The sequence below is a fragment of the Formosa sp. A9 genome (genome assembly GCF_051200825.1).
Taxonomy (GTDB): domain Bacteria; phylum Bacteroidota; class Bacteroidia; order Flavobacteriales; family Flavobacteriaceae; genus Formosa.
Genome location: NZ_CP195158.1, coordinates 1,114,443 through 1,132,934 on the forward strand (window position 1 = coordinate 1,114,443; position 18,492 = coordinate 1,132,934).

The 18,492-nt window shown below is 37.7% G+C and carries 10 protein-coding genes; all 10 read left to right on the forward strand.

Going from position 1 to position 18,492, the window contains the following annotated elements:
• Positions 1–38 precede the first annotated feature (38 nt).
• Positions 39–701, forward strand: coding sequence for a DUF3826 domain-containing protein (locus ACR9EA_RS04920; protein WP_435138325.1), 663 nt, complete (start codon positions 39–41; stop codon positions 699–701).
• A gap of 44 nt (positions 702–745) precedes the next feature.
• A complete protein-coding gene (locus tag ACR9EA_RS04925; protein WP_435138327.1) occupies positions 746–2,419 on the forward strand; it encodes a polysaccharide lyase in 1,674 nt (557 codons plus the stop codon).
• A 17-nt stretch (positions 2,420–2,436) separates the two neighbouring features.
• Positions 2,437–5,604: a DUF6298 domain-containing protein gene (locus ACR9EA_RS04930; protein WP_435138329.1), complete on the forward strand. Its 3,168-nt coding sequence runs from the start codon at positions 2,437–2,439 to the stop codon at positions 5,602–5,604.
• A 9-nt stretch (positions 5,605–5,613) separates the two neighbouring features.
• Entirely contained in the window at positions 5,614–7,035 is a 1,422-nt protein-coding gene (locus tag ACR9EA_RS04935) for a glycoside hydrolase family 140 protein (protein ID WP_435138331.1), read from the forward strand.
• A 148-nt stretch (positions 7,036–7,183) separates the two neighbouring features.
• Positions 7,184–8,749 (forward strand): glycoside hydrolase family 28 protein, encoded by a 1,566-nt coding sequence (locus ACR9EA_RS04940; protein ID WP_435138333.1) that lies wholly within the window; start codon positions 7,184–7,186, stop codon positions 8,747–8,749.
• A gap of 148 nt (positions 8,750–8,897) precedes the next feature.
• On the forward strand, positions 8,898–9,818 hold the full coding sequence (locus tag ACR9EA_RS04945) for a glycoside hydrolase family 43 protein (protein WP_435138335.1): 921 nt from the start codon (positions 8,898–8,900) through the stop codon (positions 9,816–9,818).
• A 161-nt stretch (positions 9,819–9,979) separates the two neighbouring features.
• A complete protein-coding gene (locus ACR9EA_RS04950; protein ID WP_435138337.1) occupies positions 9,980–11,830 on the forward strand; it encodes an exo-alpha-sialidase in 1,851 nt (616 codons plus the stop codon).
• A 1-nt stretch (position 11,831) separates the two neighbouring features.
• Complete coding sequence (locus ACR9EA_RS04955; protein WP_435138339.1) at positions 11,832–14,612, forward strand: family 78 glycoside hydrolase catalytic domain; 2,781 nt, start codon at positions 11,832–11,834, stop codon at positions 14,610–14,612.
• The gene (locus tag ACR9EA_RS04960; protein ID WP_435138341.1) at positions 14,612–16,036 is read left to right on the forward strand and encodes an acetylxylan esterase; all 1,425 of its coding nucleotides are present in this window, start codon (positions 14,612–14,614) and stop codon (positions 16,034–16,036) included. The genes ACR9EA_RS04955 and ACR9EA_RS04960 overlap by 1 nt, the downstream gene beginning before the upstream one ends.
• Complete coding sequence (locus tag ACR9EA_RS04965; RefSeq protein ID WP_435138343.1) at positions 16,023–18,482, forward strand: glycoside hydrolase family 95 protein; 2,460 nt, start codon at positions 16,023–16,025, stop codon at positions 18,480–18,482. Before ACR9EA_RS04960 ends, ACR9EA_RS04965 begins: the two co-directional genes overlap by 14 nt.
• The last annotated feature ends 10 nt before the right edge of the window (positions 18,483–18,492 follow it).

An 18,492-nucleotide genomic window follows, 5' to 3' on the forward strand; every position in this document is an offset into this window, starting at 1 on the left:
CTGTGCATTGCAGGAATTTTTTTAAGACCTAAATTATAATGATAGTAAAAACAAGACTTTTAGCAGTAATCATTTTAATACTTACACAGCAGTTTGTAATGGCACAAGCTGTAGATCCCGAATATGTAAAAGTAACTAACGATAGAGCTCAGAAAATTGTAGATGGTTTGGATCTGAACAATGCCGAACAGGAACTGGTTGTTCGCGATTTAATTGCTAATCAATACAGAAACCTTAATACTATACATGAATCTAGAGACGCCGAAATTGAAACGGTAAAAGCGTCTTCAAAATCTAATGAAGTACAAGAAAAGGAAATAGAGAAAATTAAATCTAAAGCCGATAAAGATATCGATAAACTACATAAAAAATATGTTAACAATTTGTCTAAAACGCTAAACGACGATCAAGTTAATGCGGTAAAAGATGGAATGACTTACGGGGTGTTACCTAAAACCTATGCGGCCTTTCTAGAAATGATACCAAGTCTTAAAGACGACGAAAAAAAATATATTTATAGTAATTTAGAAGAAGCCAGAGAGCACGCCATGGATGGTGGTTCTTCTCACGAAAAACACTGGTGGTTTGGTAAATATAAAGGACGAATTAATAATTATTTATCAGCGCGTGGTTACGATCTTCAAAAGGAAAGAGACGATTGGTATAAACGCATAGAGGCCGAAAAAAATAAAACAAACTAATTACTTAACTAACCAAGAACCTATTTTAACTAATATATAATAGCATGAAATTTTCAGCATCAAAAGCAATAAAATCAGGTATCGTTTTAAGTGTTTTTAATATAGCTACGGTACTGGCGCAATACCCAGAAATTCCAAAAGCACTGCAAGACAAAACCGATGAAGCCATGGCTCAAGAAGAAGCTCGGTTAGACCAAATTTGGAAAGCTAATTATCACATAATTGAAGATGAAACCAAACAAGGCAAACCTTATATCCCTTGGGCTTCAACGCCTGCAGATTTAGTTCAGGCCGATATTCCTGCTTTTCCGGGTGCCGAAGGCGGTGGCGCTTTCACTCAAGGTGGTCGTGGCGGAAAAATTTTCGTTGTAAACAGTTTAGCCGATAGCGGTTCTGGAACTTTGCGCGAAGCTTTAGAAGCTGTAGGTGCGAGAACGATCGTGTTTAATGTTGCGGGAATTATTCAGTTAGAAAAGCCTATAAACGTGCGTGCACCTTATGTAACCATTGCAGGACAGACGGCTCCTGGCGATGGTATTTGTGTAGCAGGCGAATCGGTGTTAATAGATACGCACGATGTTATTATTAGATACATGCGTTTTCGACGCGGGGCAACCGATGTAACTAGAAGAGACGATGCTTTGGGCGGAAATCCTATAGGAAATATTATAATAGATCATTGCTCTGTAAGCTGGGGATTAGACGAAAATATTTCCATGTACAGACACATGTTTCAAGCCAACGAAAAGTCGAAACGCGAAAAGTTACCAACAGTAAATGTTACCATTCAAAATACCATTTCTTCTGAAGGTTTAGATACATATAACCATGCCTTTGGTAGTACTATTGGTGGTTTAAACAGTACGTTTGCTCGTAATTTATGGGCCAATAACATTTCCAGAAACCCATCTATAGGCATGTATGGCAGTTTTAATTTTGTAAACAATGTGTTGTTTAACTGGTGGAACCGCTCTTTAGATGGTGGCGATTACCGTTCTAGATTCAATATTATTAATAACTATTTTAAACCAGGGCCAATTACTCCAGAAAATGAGCCTATTCGTTATAGAATTATTAAACCAGAAACAGGATATTACGAGCCAAAAACGCCTGGGCGTGCTTATGTAAACGGTAATATTGTTGAAGGAGCTCCCGAAGTTACTAAAGATAATTGGAATGGCGGCGTACAACCAGAAGGTGATAGAGATTTAGCTTATATTAAGCAAGCTAAACCGTTTAAAATGGCAAATGTTACCATCTTAGAAACTAAAGCGGCTTATCAATACGTGTTAGATAATGTGGGCGCAACTTTACCCGTTCGCGATGCGGTAGATGAGCGTATTATTAAAACAGTAAAAACTGGAAAAGTAGCCTATAAAGATGGTTTAGAAAACACCATTGGTAAAGAATTTATAAAACGAAGACTTCCTGCCGATTCTTATAAAAAAGGCATCATTACGCATCCCGATCAGGTTGGTGGTTATCCAGAATACAAAGGTAAGCCTTATAAAGATTCGGATAGTGATGGGATATCAGACAGATGGGAGAAAAAATATGGTTTAAATCCGAATGATGCTTCCGATGCGAATCAGGATGTAAACGGCGATGGCTATACCAATATCGAAAAGTACATCAACGGAATCGATCCGACTAAAAAGGTGGATTGGACGAATGCAAAAAATAATGTAAACACCTTATCGGATAGATTATTGCAATAACAGAACATCAGGCAATTATGAAATTTATCGGCATAAAAAGTAGAGGGCTTTATCGTAAAGGTAAAGTCCTTTTGTCAAGTTTAATAGTAGGCTCTACTGTGCTTTACAGTCACGCACAACAAGCATTTCCAGATCTTGTTAAAGATGAAAATGGAAAGGTTCTGCATGTGGCCGATAGTTTAGGAAACCAGATTCCCGATTTTTCGTTTGCGGGTTATATGGCTTCCGAAAAGGCAATCCCAACAGTCGATGTTAAAATTTTTGTATCGCATCAAGTTGAAGATGCTACGCAAAATATTCAAAATGCGATCGATTATGTGAGTAGATTAAAACCAGATGTTAACGGATTCCGTGGTGCTGTGCTTTTAGATAAAGGTACTTTCAAAATTAACGGTACTTTATATTTAAAAGCTTCGGGTGTTGTGCTTCGCGGAAGTGGGAATGAAGATAACGAAACTGTCTTGTTAGGTACTGGTTTAAAGCGTGAAGCTTTAGTAAGTGTTTTAGGTGAAGACAACAGAACTTATGCCGATACTTTAGTATTCAAAACAACATATACACCGCTTGGTGCTCAAAAAATTCAATTAGAACAAACGTCTAAATTAAAGCCTTCCGATGATATCATCATTCGTCAACGGTTAACCGATAAATGGATTAAGACTCTTGGAATGGATTTCTTTGGCGCAGAAACTGGCTGGATTGGTTGGAAAACCAGAGATTGGGACATTACCTGGAACCGCGTTGTTAAAGACGTAAAAGGTAACGAGGTGACTTTAAATGCACCGCTTACAATGACTTTAGATGATACCTTTGGTAAACCCGAAATTGTTAAATATACGTGGACAGGAAGAATAGAAAATGTAGGTGTAGAAAATATGAGTATGCAATCTACTTTCGATGCTTCAAACCCAAAAGACGAGCAACACCGTTGGTTTGGTGTTAGTCTGGCTAATGTAAAAAATGCTTGGGTGCGTCAGGTAAACTTTAAACATTTTGCTGGGGGTGCAGTAAACGTTTTAAAAACTGCACAGCAGATTACTGTAGAAGATTGTATGGCTACCGAACCTGTTTCGGAAATTGCAGCGTTTAGAAGGCATACGTTTTACACCGAAGGGCAACAAACCTTATTTCAGCGTTGTTATTCCGAGTACGGGTATAACGATTTTGCCGTGGGTGGTTTAGGCACAACAGGACCTAATGCTTTTGTTCAATGTCATTCCTATTTGCCTTACAGTAATAGTGGGGCGATAGGCTCATGGGCAACAGGCGTGTTGTTCGATGTGTCGTATGTAGATGGCGAGGGCATCAATTATAACAACCGCGAACAAACAGGGCGCGGTGCTGGTTGGACGGCAGCTAATAGTGTTATTTGGGAGACTTCAGCTTCAAAACTATTAAATTATAGTCCGCCAACAGCTCAAAACTGGGCTTTCGGTGTTTGGGGAGGCATTATGGGCGGCAATGGCCATTGGAAAGATGTCAACAACCATATTACACCAAGAAGTTTATTTTACGCACAGTTAGAAAATCGTTTAGGAGAAATACCTATGGATCCTCATATTTATGATATGGGGTCTGAGCCAACGTCTAGCCCTACTGTAGAGCAGGCCAAAATATTAACACAGGAGGCCGAAAATGAAGTGATGAGTATGCCACAATGGATTCAGAAATCGTCTGAAGCAAATCCGATACCAATTGGCACAGAAAATATAGGTGAAAAACCAAATTTATGGCAAATTCGCCCGCCATCAGGAGCTCATTATTACAATCCGAAAACAGAAATTATTGCAGGAAAATTAGTTTTTGAAGGGGCATTAATTACAGGAGAAAAGCAAAACGTGCAATGGTGGCGCGGAAGCCTAAGAAAGCATGATATTAATAATTCCAGACCTCACGTTACCCGTTTTGTGCCAGGACGAACAGGTACTGGTTTTACAGATAATTTAAACGATGTGGTTCAATATTTCCAAGAGCATAATATTGCCGCTTTAGACCACAATTACGGTTTGTGGTACGAACGCAGAATGGACGACCATGAACGTACCCGAAGAATAGATGCTGATGTTTGGCCGCCGTTTTATGAGCAACCTTTTGCACGCTCTGGCCAAGGTTTGGCCTGGGATCAGTTAAGTAAATACGATTTAACAGAATTTAATGCTTGGTATTGGGATCGTTTACAAGAGTTTGCCAGTTTAGCCGAAGATCACGGGCAGGTGTTAATCAATCAGCAGTATTTTCAGCATAACATTATCGAAGCAGGTGCGCATTGGTCTAGTTCGCCTTGGCGTTCCATTAATAATATAAATGAAACCGGATTTCCTGAGCCTCCGCCGTATGCTGGTGACAAGCGAATTTTTATGGCCGAGCAGTTTTACGATGTCACTAACAAACAGCGTAAAGCGCTACATCAATCCTTTATAAAAAAATCTTTCGATAATTTTAAAAATCAGTCTAACGTTATACAATTCACAAGCGAAGAATATACTGGGCCGCTTCATTTTATGCAGTTTTGGTTAGATGAAGCGCAACATTGGAAAAATGAAAATGCCGATAATACTCTAGTGGGATTAGCGGCAACCAAAGATGTTCAGGATGCTATTTTAAATGATGCTAAACGTGAAAAAACAGTCGATGTTATAGATATTAAATATTGGCATTACCGCGAAGATGGTTCGGTGTATGCTCCAGAAGGCGGTAAAAATTTAGCGCCACGACAGCATGCTCGCAAAATGAAAACGGGTAAAGAAACGGCCGAGCAGGTTTATCGTGCAGTTCTAGAATATCGAAATACATATCCAGAAAAAGCAGTGTTATATTCTACCAATGCTGCCCCTAGGTTTGGATGGGCTGTGCTTATGGCAGGGGGCTCATTACCAAGCATACCAAAGGTAGAGGTTAATGCATTTAATAGCATTGTGGCTACAGCCAAACCAAAAATTAATTCTAATTATAAAGATGCCGTTTGGTGTTTAGAAAATCCAGGGAAATCGTACGTGTTATACTTTGCTAAGGCGCATACGTACACCTTAGATCTGTCAAATGCTCGCGGAACCTTTTCTGTATACTGGGTAAACGCGAAAGACGGAAAAGTAATCTCGAAAACTAAAATTAAAGGAAAATCTAATATACAACTAGAGCAGCCAAAAGGCATGGAACATGCGGTTGCAGTTGTGGTTAAAATATAAACTAAAGTTATGATTAAAAGTGCTAACGTTGTTAAAAGTCTTATTGCCGTAGGTTTGCTAGCTATGGTTATTTCGTGTTCAGGAAATAAAAAAGAAGCTATTATAAAAGAAGATGTCTCAGAGCCTTTAATTTCTAAGTTAGAAGTGCAAGGGCATTATTTTAAAAAAGAAAATGGGAAACCGTTTTTCTGGTTGGCAGATACGGGCTGGTTGGCTTTTAATAAATTGAATAGAGAGGAGTTAAAAACGTATTTTCAGGATAGAAAAGACAAAGGATTTAACATCATTCAAATCATGACTCTTCACTCGCTCGAAGTGGCAAATGTCTATCAGGATTCTGCTTTAGTGGCAAAAGATATATCGAAACCTTTGGTAACCGAAGGCAGCGATTTTAACAATCCCGAAGCGTATGATTTTTGGGATCATGTAGATTACGCTTTAGATGAAGCCGAAAAACAAGGTTTGTATTTAGGGATGGTGCCTGTTTGGGGCTCGCCGGTAACAGCAGGAGATGTCTCGTTAGAACAAGCGCAAGCATATGCCGATTTTTTATCGGAACGTTTTAAAGGCCGAAAAAATATTATATGGTTAGTTGGTGGCGATACGTTTGGTAACGAGAATACCGAAATCTGGAATGCCATAGGAACCACTTTAAAAGCTAATTTTCCAGATTTATTGGTGACGTTCCATCCTAGAGGAAGAACCGATTCTTCCGATAATTTTCACAACCAGTCTTGGTTAGATTTTAACATGTTCCAATCGGGGCATCGTCGTTACGATCAGGACGATACCGAGCGTAATTATGGCGAAGATAACTACAAATTTGTTAATGTCGATTTCAACTTAAAACCAACAAAGCCAACCTTAGATGGAGAGCCTTCATACGAAGGGATTCCACAAGGTTTACACGATACCTTACAACCACATTGGAAAGCTAAAGATCTACGCCGTTACGGTTATTGGTCGGTGTTTGCTGGTGCAGCTGGATTCACCTACGGAAACAACCATATCATGCAAATGCATGCTAATCACAAGATTCCAGAAGCTTACGGAAGTAAAACCTATTGGGTAGAGGCGTTAAACGATCCAGGTGCTGGACAAATGATTCATTTGAAAAATTTAATGTTGAAGTTCGACTATTTCAACCGTATTCCAGATACTAGCTTGGTAGCCAATCAAGGCGAAAAATACGATTATATCGCCGCCACACGAGGTAACGATTATGCATTACTGTACACGTACACTGGGCGTGCCATTAAGGTGAATATGGGTATTGTTCAAAGCGAAAATGTTGAAGGGTCTTGGTTCAATCCATCAACAGGAGAAACTACGGCTATTGGAACGTTAAAAAATGAAGGTATTTTAGATTTTGATGCACCTGGAGAGTCACAGGAAGGAAACGATTGGGTATTAATTTTAATGTCGAAGTAATTATATAGATTAATATAAGTAGGGGTGAGATATTTCGCTTTGCTCAATATGACAAGGTGTTTGTGTCATTCCGAAAGAAGAATGAGGAGGAATCTCATACAGATGATTAAATTATAAGTTGAAATTTTAAATGGGTCAAAAAAAGGTTATGAAGAAATTAGTTTTAATATGTTGCGTTTTAGTGTCAACCGTAGGTTGGGCAAATAACGGTTGGTTTAATATTTTAGAGCATGGCGGAAACAATAAAGGCGAATTATGTACCGAGGCGATTCAAGGGGTTATCGATAAGGCTTCAGAAGTTGGTGGAGGCACTGTGTATTTTCCAGCAGGGGAATATTTAACAGGTGCTTTAACCTTAAAAAGCAATATTGTTTTACACGTTGAAGCTGGTGCTTTAATTAAGTTTTCAACCAATTTTGATCATTATTTACCATTTATAGAAGTGCGTTGGGAAGGTACCGTTATTCAAACCTTTAAGCCACTTTTACATGCTAGAAATGCTAAAAATATTACGATTACTGGTCGCGGAACAATCGATGGTCAAGGTCGTGCTTGGTGGGAAGAAATATGGAGAATAGAATCTTCCAAAGAAAAATTAGAGCCAACCAAATATCAAAAAATGACCGCTGAAGCGAATAAAGATGTAAAAACCGAAGATTACTACAAAAGAACACGTAGTTATATGTTTCATCGTCCGCCATTATTTCAAGCGTTTCAATGCGAGGATATAACTATTGAAGGAGTTACCATTCAGAATTCACCGTTTTGGACTATTAATCCAGCGTTTTGTGATAACATTACTATTGACAATGTAACTATTTTCAATCCGTATTCACCTAATACAGACGGAATCAATCCAACGTCGTGTAAAAACGTGCACATTTCTAATTGTCATATTAGTGTGGGAGACGATTGTATCACTATTAAATCAGGTCGTGATGCCGATGGAAGAAAATGGGCAACACCAACCGAAAATGTAACTATTACTAATTGTACCATGTTAAGCGGTCACGGAGGAGTGGTTATTGGTAGTGAAATGTCTGGAGGGATTAAAAAAATAACCATTGCAAACTGTGTGTTTGATGGCACCGATAGGGGTATTCGTTTAAAAGCTGCTAGAGGTCGTGGAGGCGTTGTGGAAGATATTCGCATAAGCAATGTAGTGATGAATAACATCCAGAAAGAAGCCTTTATGTTGAATTTATTTTACGATAAAAACACTGTAGAAGGCCCTGTTACAGAAAAAACACCAATTTTTAGAAACATTCATATCAGTAACGTTACAGCAACCAATGTTAATACTGCGGGACGTATTTTAGGAATTCCAGAAATGCCTATCCACAACATTACATTTTCAGATGTTGACATTGATGCTAAAGAAGGTTTTTCGGTTCATACTGCTAAAAATATTGAGTTTCACGATGTAAAAATCAACACCACATTAGGAAGTGCTTTTAAGGTTGAAGATACAGAGCAAATTATTTTAGACAATGTAGGAACTTCAAAACCTATTGCAAATAAACCTGTAATTAGCATAAAAAATGTGAAAACAGCTTTCATAGGAAATAATTTTCCAATGCAACCTACAGATGTGTTTTTACAAGTTCAAGGAGAGCAAACTCAAGCTATTTATTTAAAAAACAATGTGTTTGATAATGTGAAAACACCTTTAGAAGCAGGAAAAGATTTAAAAGAAGAAATAAAAGTCAATTAATTAGCAATACATTATATAGGGGTGTTTAAAGAGTGTCTTTTGTCATTTCGAGCGAAGTCGAGAAATTTTATCAATATGAGATTCTGAAATAAATTCAGAATGACAAACACACATTTTAAATATCCTTTAAAACCACTAAAACTAAAAAATGCAAAAATTACTGATACTACTGCTTTTGGTAACCGTATTTAGCTGTGCGCCTACAAAGGATGTTTTTTTATTTACCTCGTTTCGAGAACCAGCAACTGAGGGATTGTACCTAGCGGTTAGTGAAGATGGATATCATTGGCAAGATTTAAAAGGGCCTTATTTAAAACCAGAAGCAGGCGATAGTAAAATAATGCGCGATCCATCTATTGTTCGTGGAAAAGATGATACCTATCACATGGTTTGGACAACAGATTGGAAAGGAGGTAATGGTTTTGGCTATGCAAGTTCAAAAGATTTAATCAATTGGAGCGAGCAACAATACATTCCTGTAATGAAGAACGAACCAACCGTGGTTAACGTTTGGGCTCCCGAAATTTTTTATGATGATGCGCAAGATCAATACATCATTATTTGGGCTTCTACCATTCCTCATCGATTTGAAAAAGGAATTGAGGCCGAAGACAACAATCACAGAATGTATTACGTAACCACAAAAGATTTTAAAACTTTTTCTGAAACCAAGTTGTTTTTAGATCCTGGTTTTAGTGTGATTGATTGTGTGATTGTGAAGCGTGGAAAAAATGATTATGCGTTAATTATTAAAGACAATACCAGACCAAGACGTGATATAGAAGTCGGTTTTGGAACGTCACCAACAGGGCCATTTACCAATATTACCGAGCCGTTTTCAGGGCATTTATCTGAAGGGCCAACCGTATTAAAACAAAAAGATGGTTGGTTGATTTATTACGATAATTATGGTGAAAAAAATTACAAAGCCGTAAAAACATCCGATTTTAAAACTTTTGAAGATGTTACTGCTCAAATTCAACTTCCAGAAGGACACAAACACGGTACGATTACCACCATTTCAGAAAAAGTATTGAATGGTTTAGTTGAAGAAAGTAAAGAAAAGTAGATAAGGTGTCGTCATGCTGAACTTGATTCAGCATCTCAAAAAAATGAAAGTAAATTAACTATGAGACCCTGAAAGAAGTTCAGGGTAACCTTCAAAAGAATAAAAAATAAATGTGGTCATGCTGAATTTATTTCAGCATCTCCTAAAATAGAAAATAACACATGAAACGTCATATATTTTTAGCAGTGGCTTTTTTGTTTGCAGGTGGAACGGCAACCGTTTCTGCTCAACAAGATACAGTACATTATAGCGGAAAAACATTATCAAACGTAGATTATCATCATGGGCAATTACCCTTGGCGGTTGGAGTGCATGCACATCAAATTATGCGTGCCAGTAGAGAGCATCCAGAAAAAGCCGATGGTTTTGGTTGGACGTACAACCATGCTACCAACATGGCATATTGGAATGGAAAATTTTATGTAAACTATTTGAGCGATCCAGCAGGAGAGCACATTCCACCAAGTCAAACATTTTTAATGCATTCTGAAGATGGGGAGAATTGGAGTTTTCCAGAAGTAGCTTTTCCTATTTACAGCATTCCCGATGGTTATACCAAAGAAGGTGTAGCGGGAGTTGCTAAAAATTTAACAGCCACCATGCATCAACGTATGGGGTTTTACACATCTTCTGATAATCGTTTGTTTACCTTAGCTTTTTACGGTATTTCAATGGATGAAAAAGACAGTCCTAATGATGGAAAAGGGATTGGTCGTGTGATACGTGAAATTAAAAAAGATGGGAGTTTAGGTCCCATTTATTTTATTCGATACAATCATGGATGGAATGAAAAAAACACAAATTTTCCTTTCTATAAAAAAAGCAAGGATAGAGGTTTGAAAAAAGCATGTGAAGACATTTTATCACAACCTTTGTTGATGCAACAATGGGTAGAAGAAGCTGATAGAGACGATCCTTTAATTCCGTTAAAAAAACAATACAAAGCCTTTAGTTATTATCATTTACCTAACGGAAATGTGGTTGGTTTGTGGAAACACGCGTTAACATCCTTAAGTAAAGATGATGGAAAAACGTGGGAATATACTCCGTTAAGAGCTCCAGGTTTTGTGAATAGTAATGCTAAAATATGGGGACAAAAAACTACTGACGGACGTTATGCTACAGTGTACAATCCATCAGAATATCGTTGGCCATTAGCGGTTTCAACTAGTAATGATGGTGTAAATTATACCGATTTATTATTGGTGCACGGTGAAATCACCCCAATGCGTTACGGAGGAAATTACAAATCGTACGGACCTCAATATGTGCGTGGTATTACCGAAAATAATGGAACACCTAAGGATGGGAATTTATGGGTAAGCTACAGTGTAAATAAAGAAGATATTTGGGTGGCATCCATTCCTGTTCCTGTAAAAAGTTCGGTAAATAAAGATGTAAATGATGTGTTTACCAACTTGGAAAACGGTAAAGAATTAGATTTTTGGAATGTGTACAATTTGTCTTGGGCATCTGCAAAAATTGAAAACAACAACAACGAGAAAACACTAACACTTCGTGATCACGATCCGTTTGATTATGCACGTGTAGAACGTGTCATTCCTTTTGCTCAACAAATGGAAGCGGAGTTTACGGTTACTCCTGAGCAAAACAATCATGGGTTGTTACAAGTGGAATTTCAAAATAAAACAGGCTTGCCATCTATTCGTTTGGTCTTTGATGAGGAAGGCGTGTTAAAAACGAAAGCAGGTTCTCGTTTTAGAAAAATAGCCGATTACGAAACAGGAAAAACATATACCATTAAAGTGATTTTAGATACGACTTCTAGATCGTATACGGTAACGGTAAACGGCGGTGAAGCATCTCGTCAAATATTTTATGCTCCTGCCGATGGTATTGAGCGTATCATGTTCCGTACGGGAGAGCAACGTCATTTTCCAACACCAGACACTCCTGCTGATAGAGAAGATTATGACGATTTACCAAACACAGGATTACCGATTAAAGAAGCTGTTTTTCATATAAAATCATTAACCACAAAAAAGTTATAAGTTGAAGTTTTTTAAATACATAGTTCTTTTAACTTTTGTTTTTTCTGCCTGTTCAACAGCTGAAAAAGCAGAAACAACTGTAGAGCAATTAACTTGCGAACAAGTTGAGAATCCGTTAGCAGTTCCTGTAAGTCACCCACGTATAAGTTGGCAATTAAAATCCGATGCTTTTAATGTTACACAAACAGCGTATCATGTTTTAATAAGTTCTTCTAAAGAACATTTAGAGAAAAATAATGCTGATGTTTGGGACAGTGGTAAAATTATTTCTGATCAAAGTCAGTTGGTACAGGTTAAGACTTCTTTACAACCAGAAACAAAATATTACTGGAAAGTAAAGGTTTGGACAGCTGATGATAAGGAAACACCGTGGAGTGCTATCGCTTTTTTTAGAACAGAACCAACAAATGAAGCCTTACAACCTACTTGGATTGGTGCCATTACCAAGGCAGATAGTCATTTGCCAGAGGGAAGACATCATCATACCGCGACTTATAAAAAATCAAAGCGTAATGATATTATCAATACATCAGATGCTTTGGCTCGTCAAAGTATTTTGTTACGTAAAGATTTTTCAGTAGAAAAAAACATCAAAGAAGCGGTGGTGTATGTGTCTGGATTGGGACATTATGAATTGAGTTTAAACGGAAAAAAAGTAGGAAATAGTGAATTTGCACCGTTATGGACAGATTACGATAAAACTGTAAATTATAACACGTATGAAATTCCATCAGAGTCGTTGAACAAAGGCTATAACGTTGTTGGTGTATTGTTAGGAAACGGTATGTACAATACCGTACAAGGGCGCTATACCAAATTTTTTGTGAGTTTTGGACCTCCGACTTTATTCTTTAAAATGAAGCTGACTTTTGAAGATGGTTCTGAAACTGTTATAAATTCAGATGAAAGTTGGACATACAGCCTAAGCCCGATTACTTATAATGGTATGTTTGGTGGCGAAGATTACGATGCGAATTTAGAGCAAAACGGATGGAACACTCCAAACTTCGATGCTTCTAACTGGAAGTCAGTTGTGATTCAGGAAGCACCAAAAGGAGAGTTGAAAGCACAAATTGCACCGCCGGTAACCATTCAAAAACAATATGATGTAAAGGAGTTTAATGAGGTTGCACAGAACACCTACGTGTTTAACATGGGGCAAAACCTGTCTGGTTTTCCAACCATTTCTGTACAGGGAAAACAGGGGCAAACCGTTCGTGTTTGGGTTGGTGAAGGTTTAAAAGAAGATGGCACCATCAGTCAGGGACGTTCAGGAAAACCGTATTATTATGATTATACGCTGAAGGGTGAAGGAACAGAAACCTGGCAGCCTAAGTTTAGTTATTATGGCTATCAATATATTCAGATTGAAAACATCAATTATAAATCGACCAAAGTAGATAGTTTGCCAACTTTGGTCGATTTAAAATCGAATTTTATTTATAATTCAGCAGGTGAAATTGGGTCGTTCGAAAGTTCAAACGAAATTTTCAACAAAGCACACGAATTGATTAACAATGCTATAAAAAGTAATTTTCAGGCGGTATTAACCGATTGTCCACATCGTGAGAAATTAGGTTGGTTGGAAGAAGCACACCTTAACGGACCAGGCTTAATGTTTAATTATAACATGAAAGCGTATTTTCCAACCATCATGCGAAATATTGAAGACGCGCAACGTGAGAATGGTTTAATACCAACTATTGCTCCTGAATATGTGGTGTTTGGTGGTGATTTTACCGATTCACCGGAATGGGGTGCATCAGGAGTTATTTTACCCTGGATGTATTACGAGTATTATGGAGACGATTCCTTAATTCGTGAGTACTACGACGTGATGAAAAAGTACGTCGATTACCTAACAAGTACCTCTGATAATTATATCGTATCTCATGGTTTAGGTGATTGGTATGATTATGGCGAGCATGCTGCCGGCTACTCTAAAAACAGCCCGATAGCACTATCGGCAACCAGTCACTACTATTATTCCGCGTATTTGTTTGCAAAAGCAGCCAAGCACTTGAATAAAACCGAAGACATTGCTACATATGAAGCCTTAACGCAGAATATTAAAACGGCGTACAATAATGAATTTTTCAATGCAGAAACGAAACAATACGGAACCGGAAGTCAGTTTAGTAATGCGGTTTCTGTGTTTATGGATATTGTTGAGCCACAGTATAAGCAAGCAGTTATGGACAATTTATTAGCCGATATCAAAGACAGGGGCTACCGCTTAACAACGGGCGATGTTGGTAACCGCTATTTATTTGAAGCTTTGGCGAGAAACGGTGAAAATGAAGCCATGTACAAAATGAATAACCATTACGATACACCAGGTTACGGGTTCCAGATAAAATTCGGATTAACCACGTTAACCGAGCAATGGGATCCAAGAAAAGGGAATTCATGGAACCATTTTATGATGGGACAAATTGAAGAATGGTTTTATACCAGTTTAGCCGGAATTACACCAGATATGGAACATCCCGGATTTAAACATTTCTTTATCGAACCTGAAATTGTTGGCGATATGACCTTCGTAAAAGCGAGTTATGAGTCACTTTACGGAACCATTATTTCAGAATGGAATGTATCAGATGAAGCTATAAACTTTAAAGTAGAAGTGCCTGCAAATACCACAGCAACCATTATATTACCGGTAGATTTGTCGATGCATATTGAAGTGAATGGTAAGGACTTTGAAAAATCGAATGTAGAGCATAACAGACCTACCTATTTGGTTGGTTCTGGTGTGTACAATATAGTTTGTAAAAAATAATGATGAAATCAAAACATATAGCGTTTGTTCTGCTTTTTGTAGCATGTTTTATGTTGCCGAAAGGGCATGCGCAAACCTCTGATACGAATTTTAAACAAGCTTTAACTGAGACAGTAAATACCATTCAGTCGGTATTTCATGTTGATATTATTGATAACGATGGATTACTAAAAGATAAAGAGCTTGATTATGGCCAATGGAAAATTGATGCCACCAATCTTGAAGTGACTTTTGCCAATGTGTTAAGTCCGTTTAATCTTTCCGCTGTAAAGCAGAAAAATGGAAGCTACAAAATTAAGAAGTTTCAATATCATAAGTTAACCGAAGAAAAAGGCGCAGAACGTCTTCAGTATTTAGAATCTTTAAGTCCTGATTTAGCATCTTGGGAAATTCGAAAAGCGGAATTAAAAACCTGTATGTTTTCAGCTTTCGGCTTGGATAAAGCACCAGCAATGCCCGATTCCAAACCTATTTTAACAAAAAAAAGAAAGTATAAAGGTTACACAGTTGAAAACATTGGTTTAGAAATATTACCAGGTGTTTATGTTACCGGATCGATTTATAAACCCAATCCAATGCCCAAAAAGGCGGCTGTTATTGTCACGCCTAATGGGCATTTTGGCGATGGTCGTTTCCGCGAAAGCGAGCAAATTCGTTGTGCGATGTTGGCAAAAATGGGTGCCATTGTCGTGAATTACGATTTGTTTGCCTGGGATGAATCACAGTTGCAATTCGATTCAAAATATCATAGAAACAGTATTGCATCAACCGTTCAGGTGTTAACAGGTATGCGTTTGTTAGATTACGTGTCTACTTTAAAACAAGCCGATATGTCTCGCGTGGGTGTTACCGGTGGTTCGGGTGGCGGTTCGCAAACGGTATTTTTAGCAGCGCTTGACGATAGAATTACCGTATCGGTGCCCGTGGTTATGGTGTCGTCGTACCATTCTGGAGGTTGTGCTTGTGAGAGTGGTCGTGGTATTCATTTGTGTGGTAACGGAACGAATAATGTTGAAATAGCGGCTTTGGCAGCACCAAAACCACAATTACTAATTTCTGATGGTGGCGATTGGACAAAAAATACTCCTGAAGTAGAATTTCCTTTTGTAGAACGTATTTATGGTTTTTATGGTAAAAAAGAAGTTGTAAAAAATGTTCATCTTCCAGAAGAAGGTCATAATTATAAGGTGTCTAAACGTCAAGCGATGTATCCGTTTATGGCTGAATATTTAGACTTGCGTTTGGATAACATCACCAATAAAAATGGAGAGATAGATGAATCTACCTGTACCATTGAACCTTATGAAAATCTGTTCGTGTTTGGAAACAATCCTGAAAATTTACCTAAAAATGCTCTAAAGAATATAGATGATTTATATAAGTTATTTGGAGAAAAAAATGAAAGAGTTTATGAGTCGAAATAATATCATATTAAAAAGTTTAGTGTTGGTATTCCTTTTCGGAATGTTAAAAGTATCGGCACAAAATGAATTAAAACTTTGGTACAATAAGCCAGCAGAAATTTGGAACGAAGCTTTGCCATTAGGAAATGGTCGTTTAGGCGCCATGGTTTTTGGAGATCCAGCTATCGAGCGTTTGCAATTAAACGAAGAAACCATTTGGGCAGGTTCGCCAAATAGTAATGCGCACGAGAAAGCGTTGGTCGCGTTGCCAAAAGTACGTCAGCTTATTTTTGATGGAAAATACAAAGAAGCACAAGATTTAGCGACCTCAGATATTCGTTCGCAAACCAATAACGGAATGCCTTATCAAACCTTTGGAAGTGTGTATATTTCATTTCCAGGACATCAAGATTACAGCAATTATTATCGCGATTTAAATATTGAAAATGCGACAGCCAAAGTAAAATATACGGTTGATGGTGTAGAATATACGCGTGAAATTTTATCCGCTTTTGAAAATGATGTGGTGGCTGTAAAACTATCTGCCAACAAACCCGGAATGATTACTTGTAATGCCTTTTTAAACAGTCCGTTTGATAAAACACTGGTAACTACCGAAGACGGCCAAGTGACTTTGGCAGGCGTAACCAGTACGGTAGAAGGACAAAAAGGACGTGTAAAATTTCAAGGGCGTATGGCTGCCAAAAATAAAGGCGGAAAGTTATCGGTAAAAAACGGCATTATCAGTGTAGATAAAGCCGATGAGGTGGTGCTTTATATTTCTATAGCAACCAATTTTGTGAATTACAAAGATATTTCTGCTGATTATGTGGCAAAGAGCAAAGCGTTTTTAGACAAAGCTATTGTTAAAGATTTTGAAACCATAAAAGATATGCATGTAAACTATTATCAAAAGTTTTTCAATCGTGTGTCTTTAAATTTAGGAAAAAGCAATGTAGCAAAAGACCCAACAGATCTTCGTATTCAAAAATTCGACAGTCAGTTTGATCCAGAATTAGCAGCCTTATATTTTCAATTTGGACGTTATTTATTGATTTCTTCTTCGCAACCAGGTGGACAACCAGCCAATTTACAAGGTATTTGGAACGATATGTTGTTCCCGCCATGGGAAAGTAAATACACCATGAATATTAATGCAGAAATGAATTATTGGCCATCGGAGTTGACCAATCTTTCGGAAATGCACGAGCCTTTTATTCAGCTAGCTAGAGAAGTGGCAGTAACAGGGAAAGAAACGGCTAAAATAATGTACAATGCCAAAGGTTGGGTGTTGCATCACAACACGGATATTTGGAGAATTACTGGACCTATTGACATGGCAGCTTCTGGAATGTGGCCAACAGGAGGAGCATGGGTGTGTCAAGATTTGTGGGAACGTTATTTATACACAGGAAATGAAGCATTTTTAAAGGAGATTTTCCCGATTATGAAGGGAGCAGCTCAGTTCTTTTTAGATTTTATGATTACCGATCCTAATTCGGGGTATTTGGTAGTAGTACCTTCAAACTCTCCAGAAAATACCCATGGAGGAGAAGACGGAAAATCGACCATTACGGCAGGAACTACTATGGACAATCAGTTAATTTTTGATTTGTTTACCAACTTGGTTCGTGCTACAAAAATTTTAAATGAAGACGAAACCTTTGCAAAAACACTAGAAACGACTCTAACAAAAATGGCTCCAATGCAAATTGGACAACATGGTCAGTTGCAAGAATGGTTAATTGATTGGGACGATCCAGAAGATCATCACCGTCATGTATCGCATTTGTACGGATTGTTTCCTAGCAATCAAATATCACCTTTTAGAACTCCAGAATTGTTTCAAGCAGCAAAAACATCTTTAAAATATAGAGGAGATGAATCTACAGGTTGGTCTATGGGCTGGAAAGTAAATTTATGGGCTCGTTTGTTAGATGGAAATCACGCTTATAAATTGTTACAAGATCAGTTGCATTTGGTCACTGCAGATCAACGAAAAGGAGGAGGAACGTATCCTAATATGTTAGATGCACATCAACCTTTTCAAATTGATGGAAATTTTGGATGTACAGCGGGAATTGCAGAAATGTTAATGCAAAGTCATGAAGAAGCCATTCACTTATTACCTGCTTTGCCAGATGTTTGGAAAAATGGAAACATTAAAGGCTTAAAAACCAGAGGCGGTTATGAAATTGACATGACTTGGAAGAATAATAAAGTTTCGGAATTGAAAATTACAGCCTCAAAAGATGGGAATTGTAGATTGCGATTAGACTCTTCTTTAACAGGAACAGGACTGAAAAAAGCCAGAGGAAAAAATGAAAATCCTTTCTTTTATCAAGTAGAGGTAAAAGAACCGATTGTTTCTAAAAAAGCAAACATCGAAAAATTGACGTTGCCAAAGTACAAGGAGTATGACGTTGTTATGAAAGCCGGAAAAATCTATACGTTTTACGGGAAATAAATGCCCATAA

Coding starts and splice junctions, on each gene's coding strand:
- ACR9EA_RS04920 (WP_435138325.1), top strand. CDS start 39: ATGATAGTAAAAACAAGACTTTTAGCAGTAATCATTTTAATACTTACA.
- ACR9EA_RS04925 (WP_435138327.1), top strand. CDS start 746: ATGAAATTTTCAGCATCAAAAGCAATAAAATCAGGTATCGTTTTAAGT.
- ACR9EA_RS04930 (WP_435138329.1), top strand. CDS start 2,437: ATGAAATTTATCGGCATAAAAAGTAGAGGGCTTTATCGTAAAGGTAAA.
- ACR9EA_RS04935 (WP_435138331.1), top strand. CDS start 5,614: ATGATTAAAAGTGCTAACGTTGTTAAAAGTCTTATTGCCGTAGGTTTG.
- ACR9EA_RS04940 (WP_435138333.1), top strand. CDS start 7,184: ATGAAGAAATTAGTTTTAATATGTTGCGTTTTAGTGTCAACCGTAGGT.
- ACR9EA_RS04945 (WP_435138335.1), top strand. CDS start 8,898: ATGCAAAAATTACTGATACTACTGCTTTTGGTAACCGTATTTAGCTGT.
- ACR9EA_RS04950 (WP_435138337.1), top strand. CDS start 9,980: ATGAAACGTCATATATTTTTAGCAGTGGCTTTTTTGTTTGCAGGTGGA.
- ACR9EA_RS04960 (WP_435138341.1), top strand. CDS start 14,612: ATGATGAAATCAAAACATATAGCGTTTGTTCTGCTTTTTGTAGCATGT.
- ACR9EA_RS04965 (WP_435138343.1), top strand. CDS start 16,023: ATGAGTCGAAATAATATCATATTAAAAAGTTTAGTGTTGGTATTCCTT.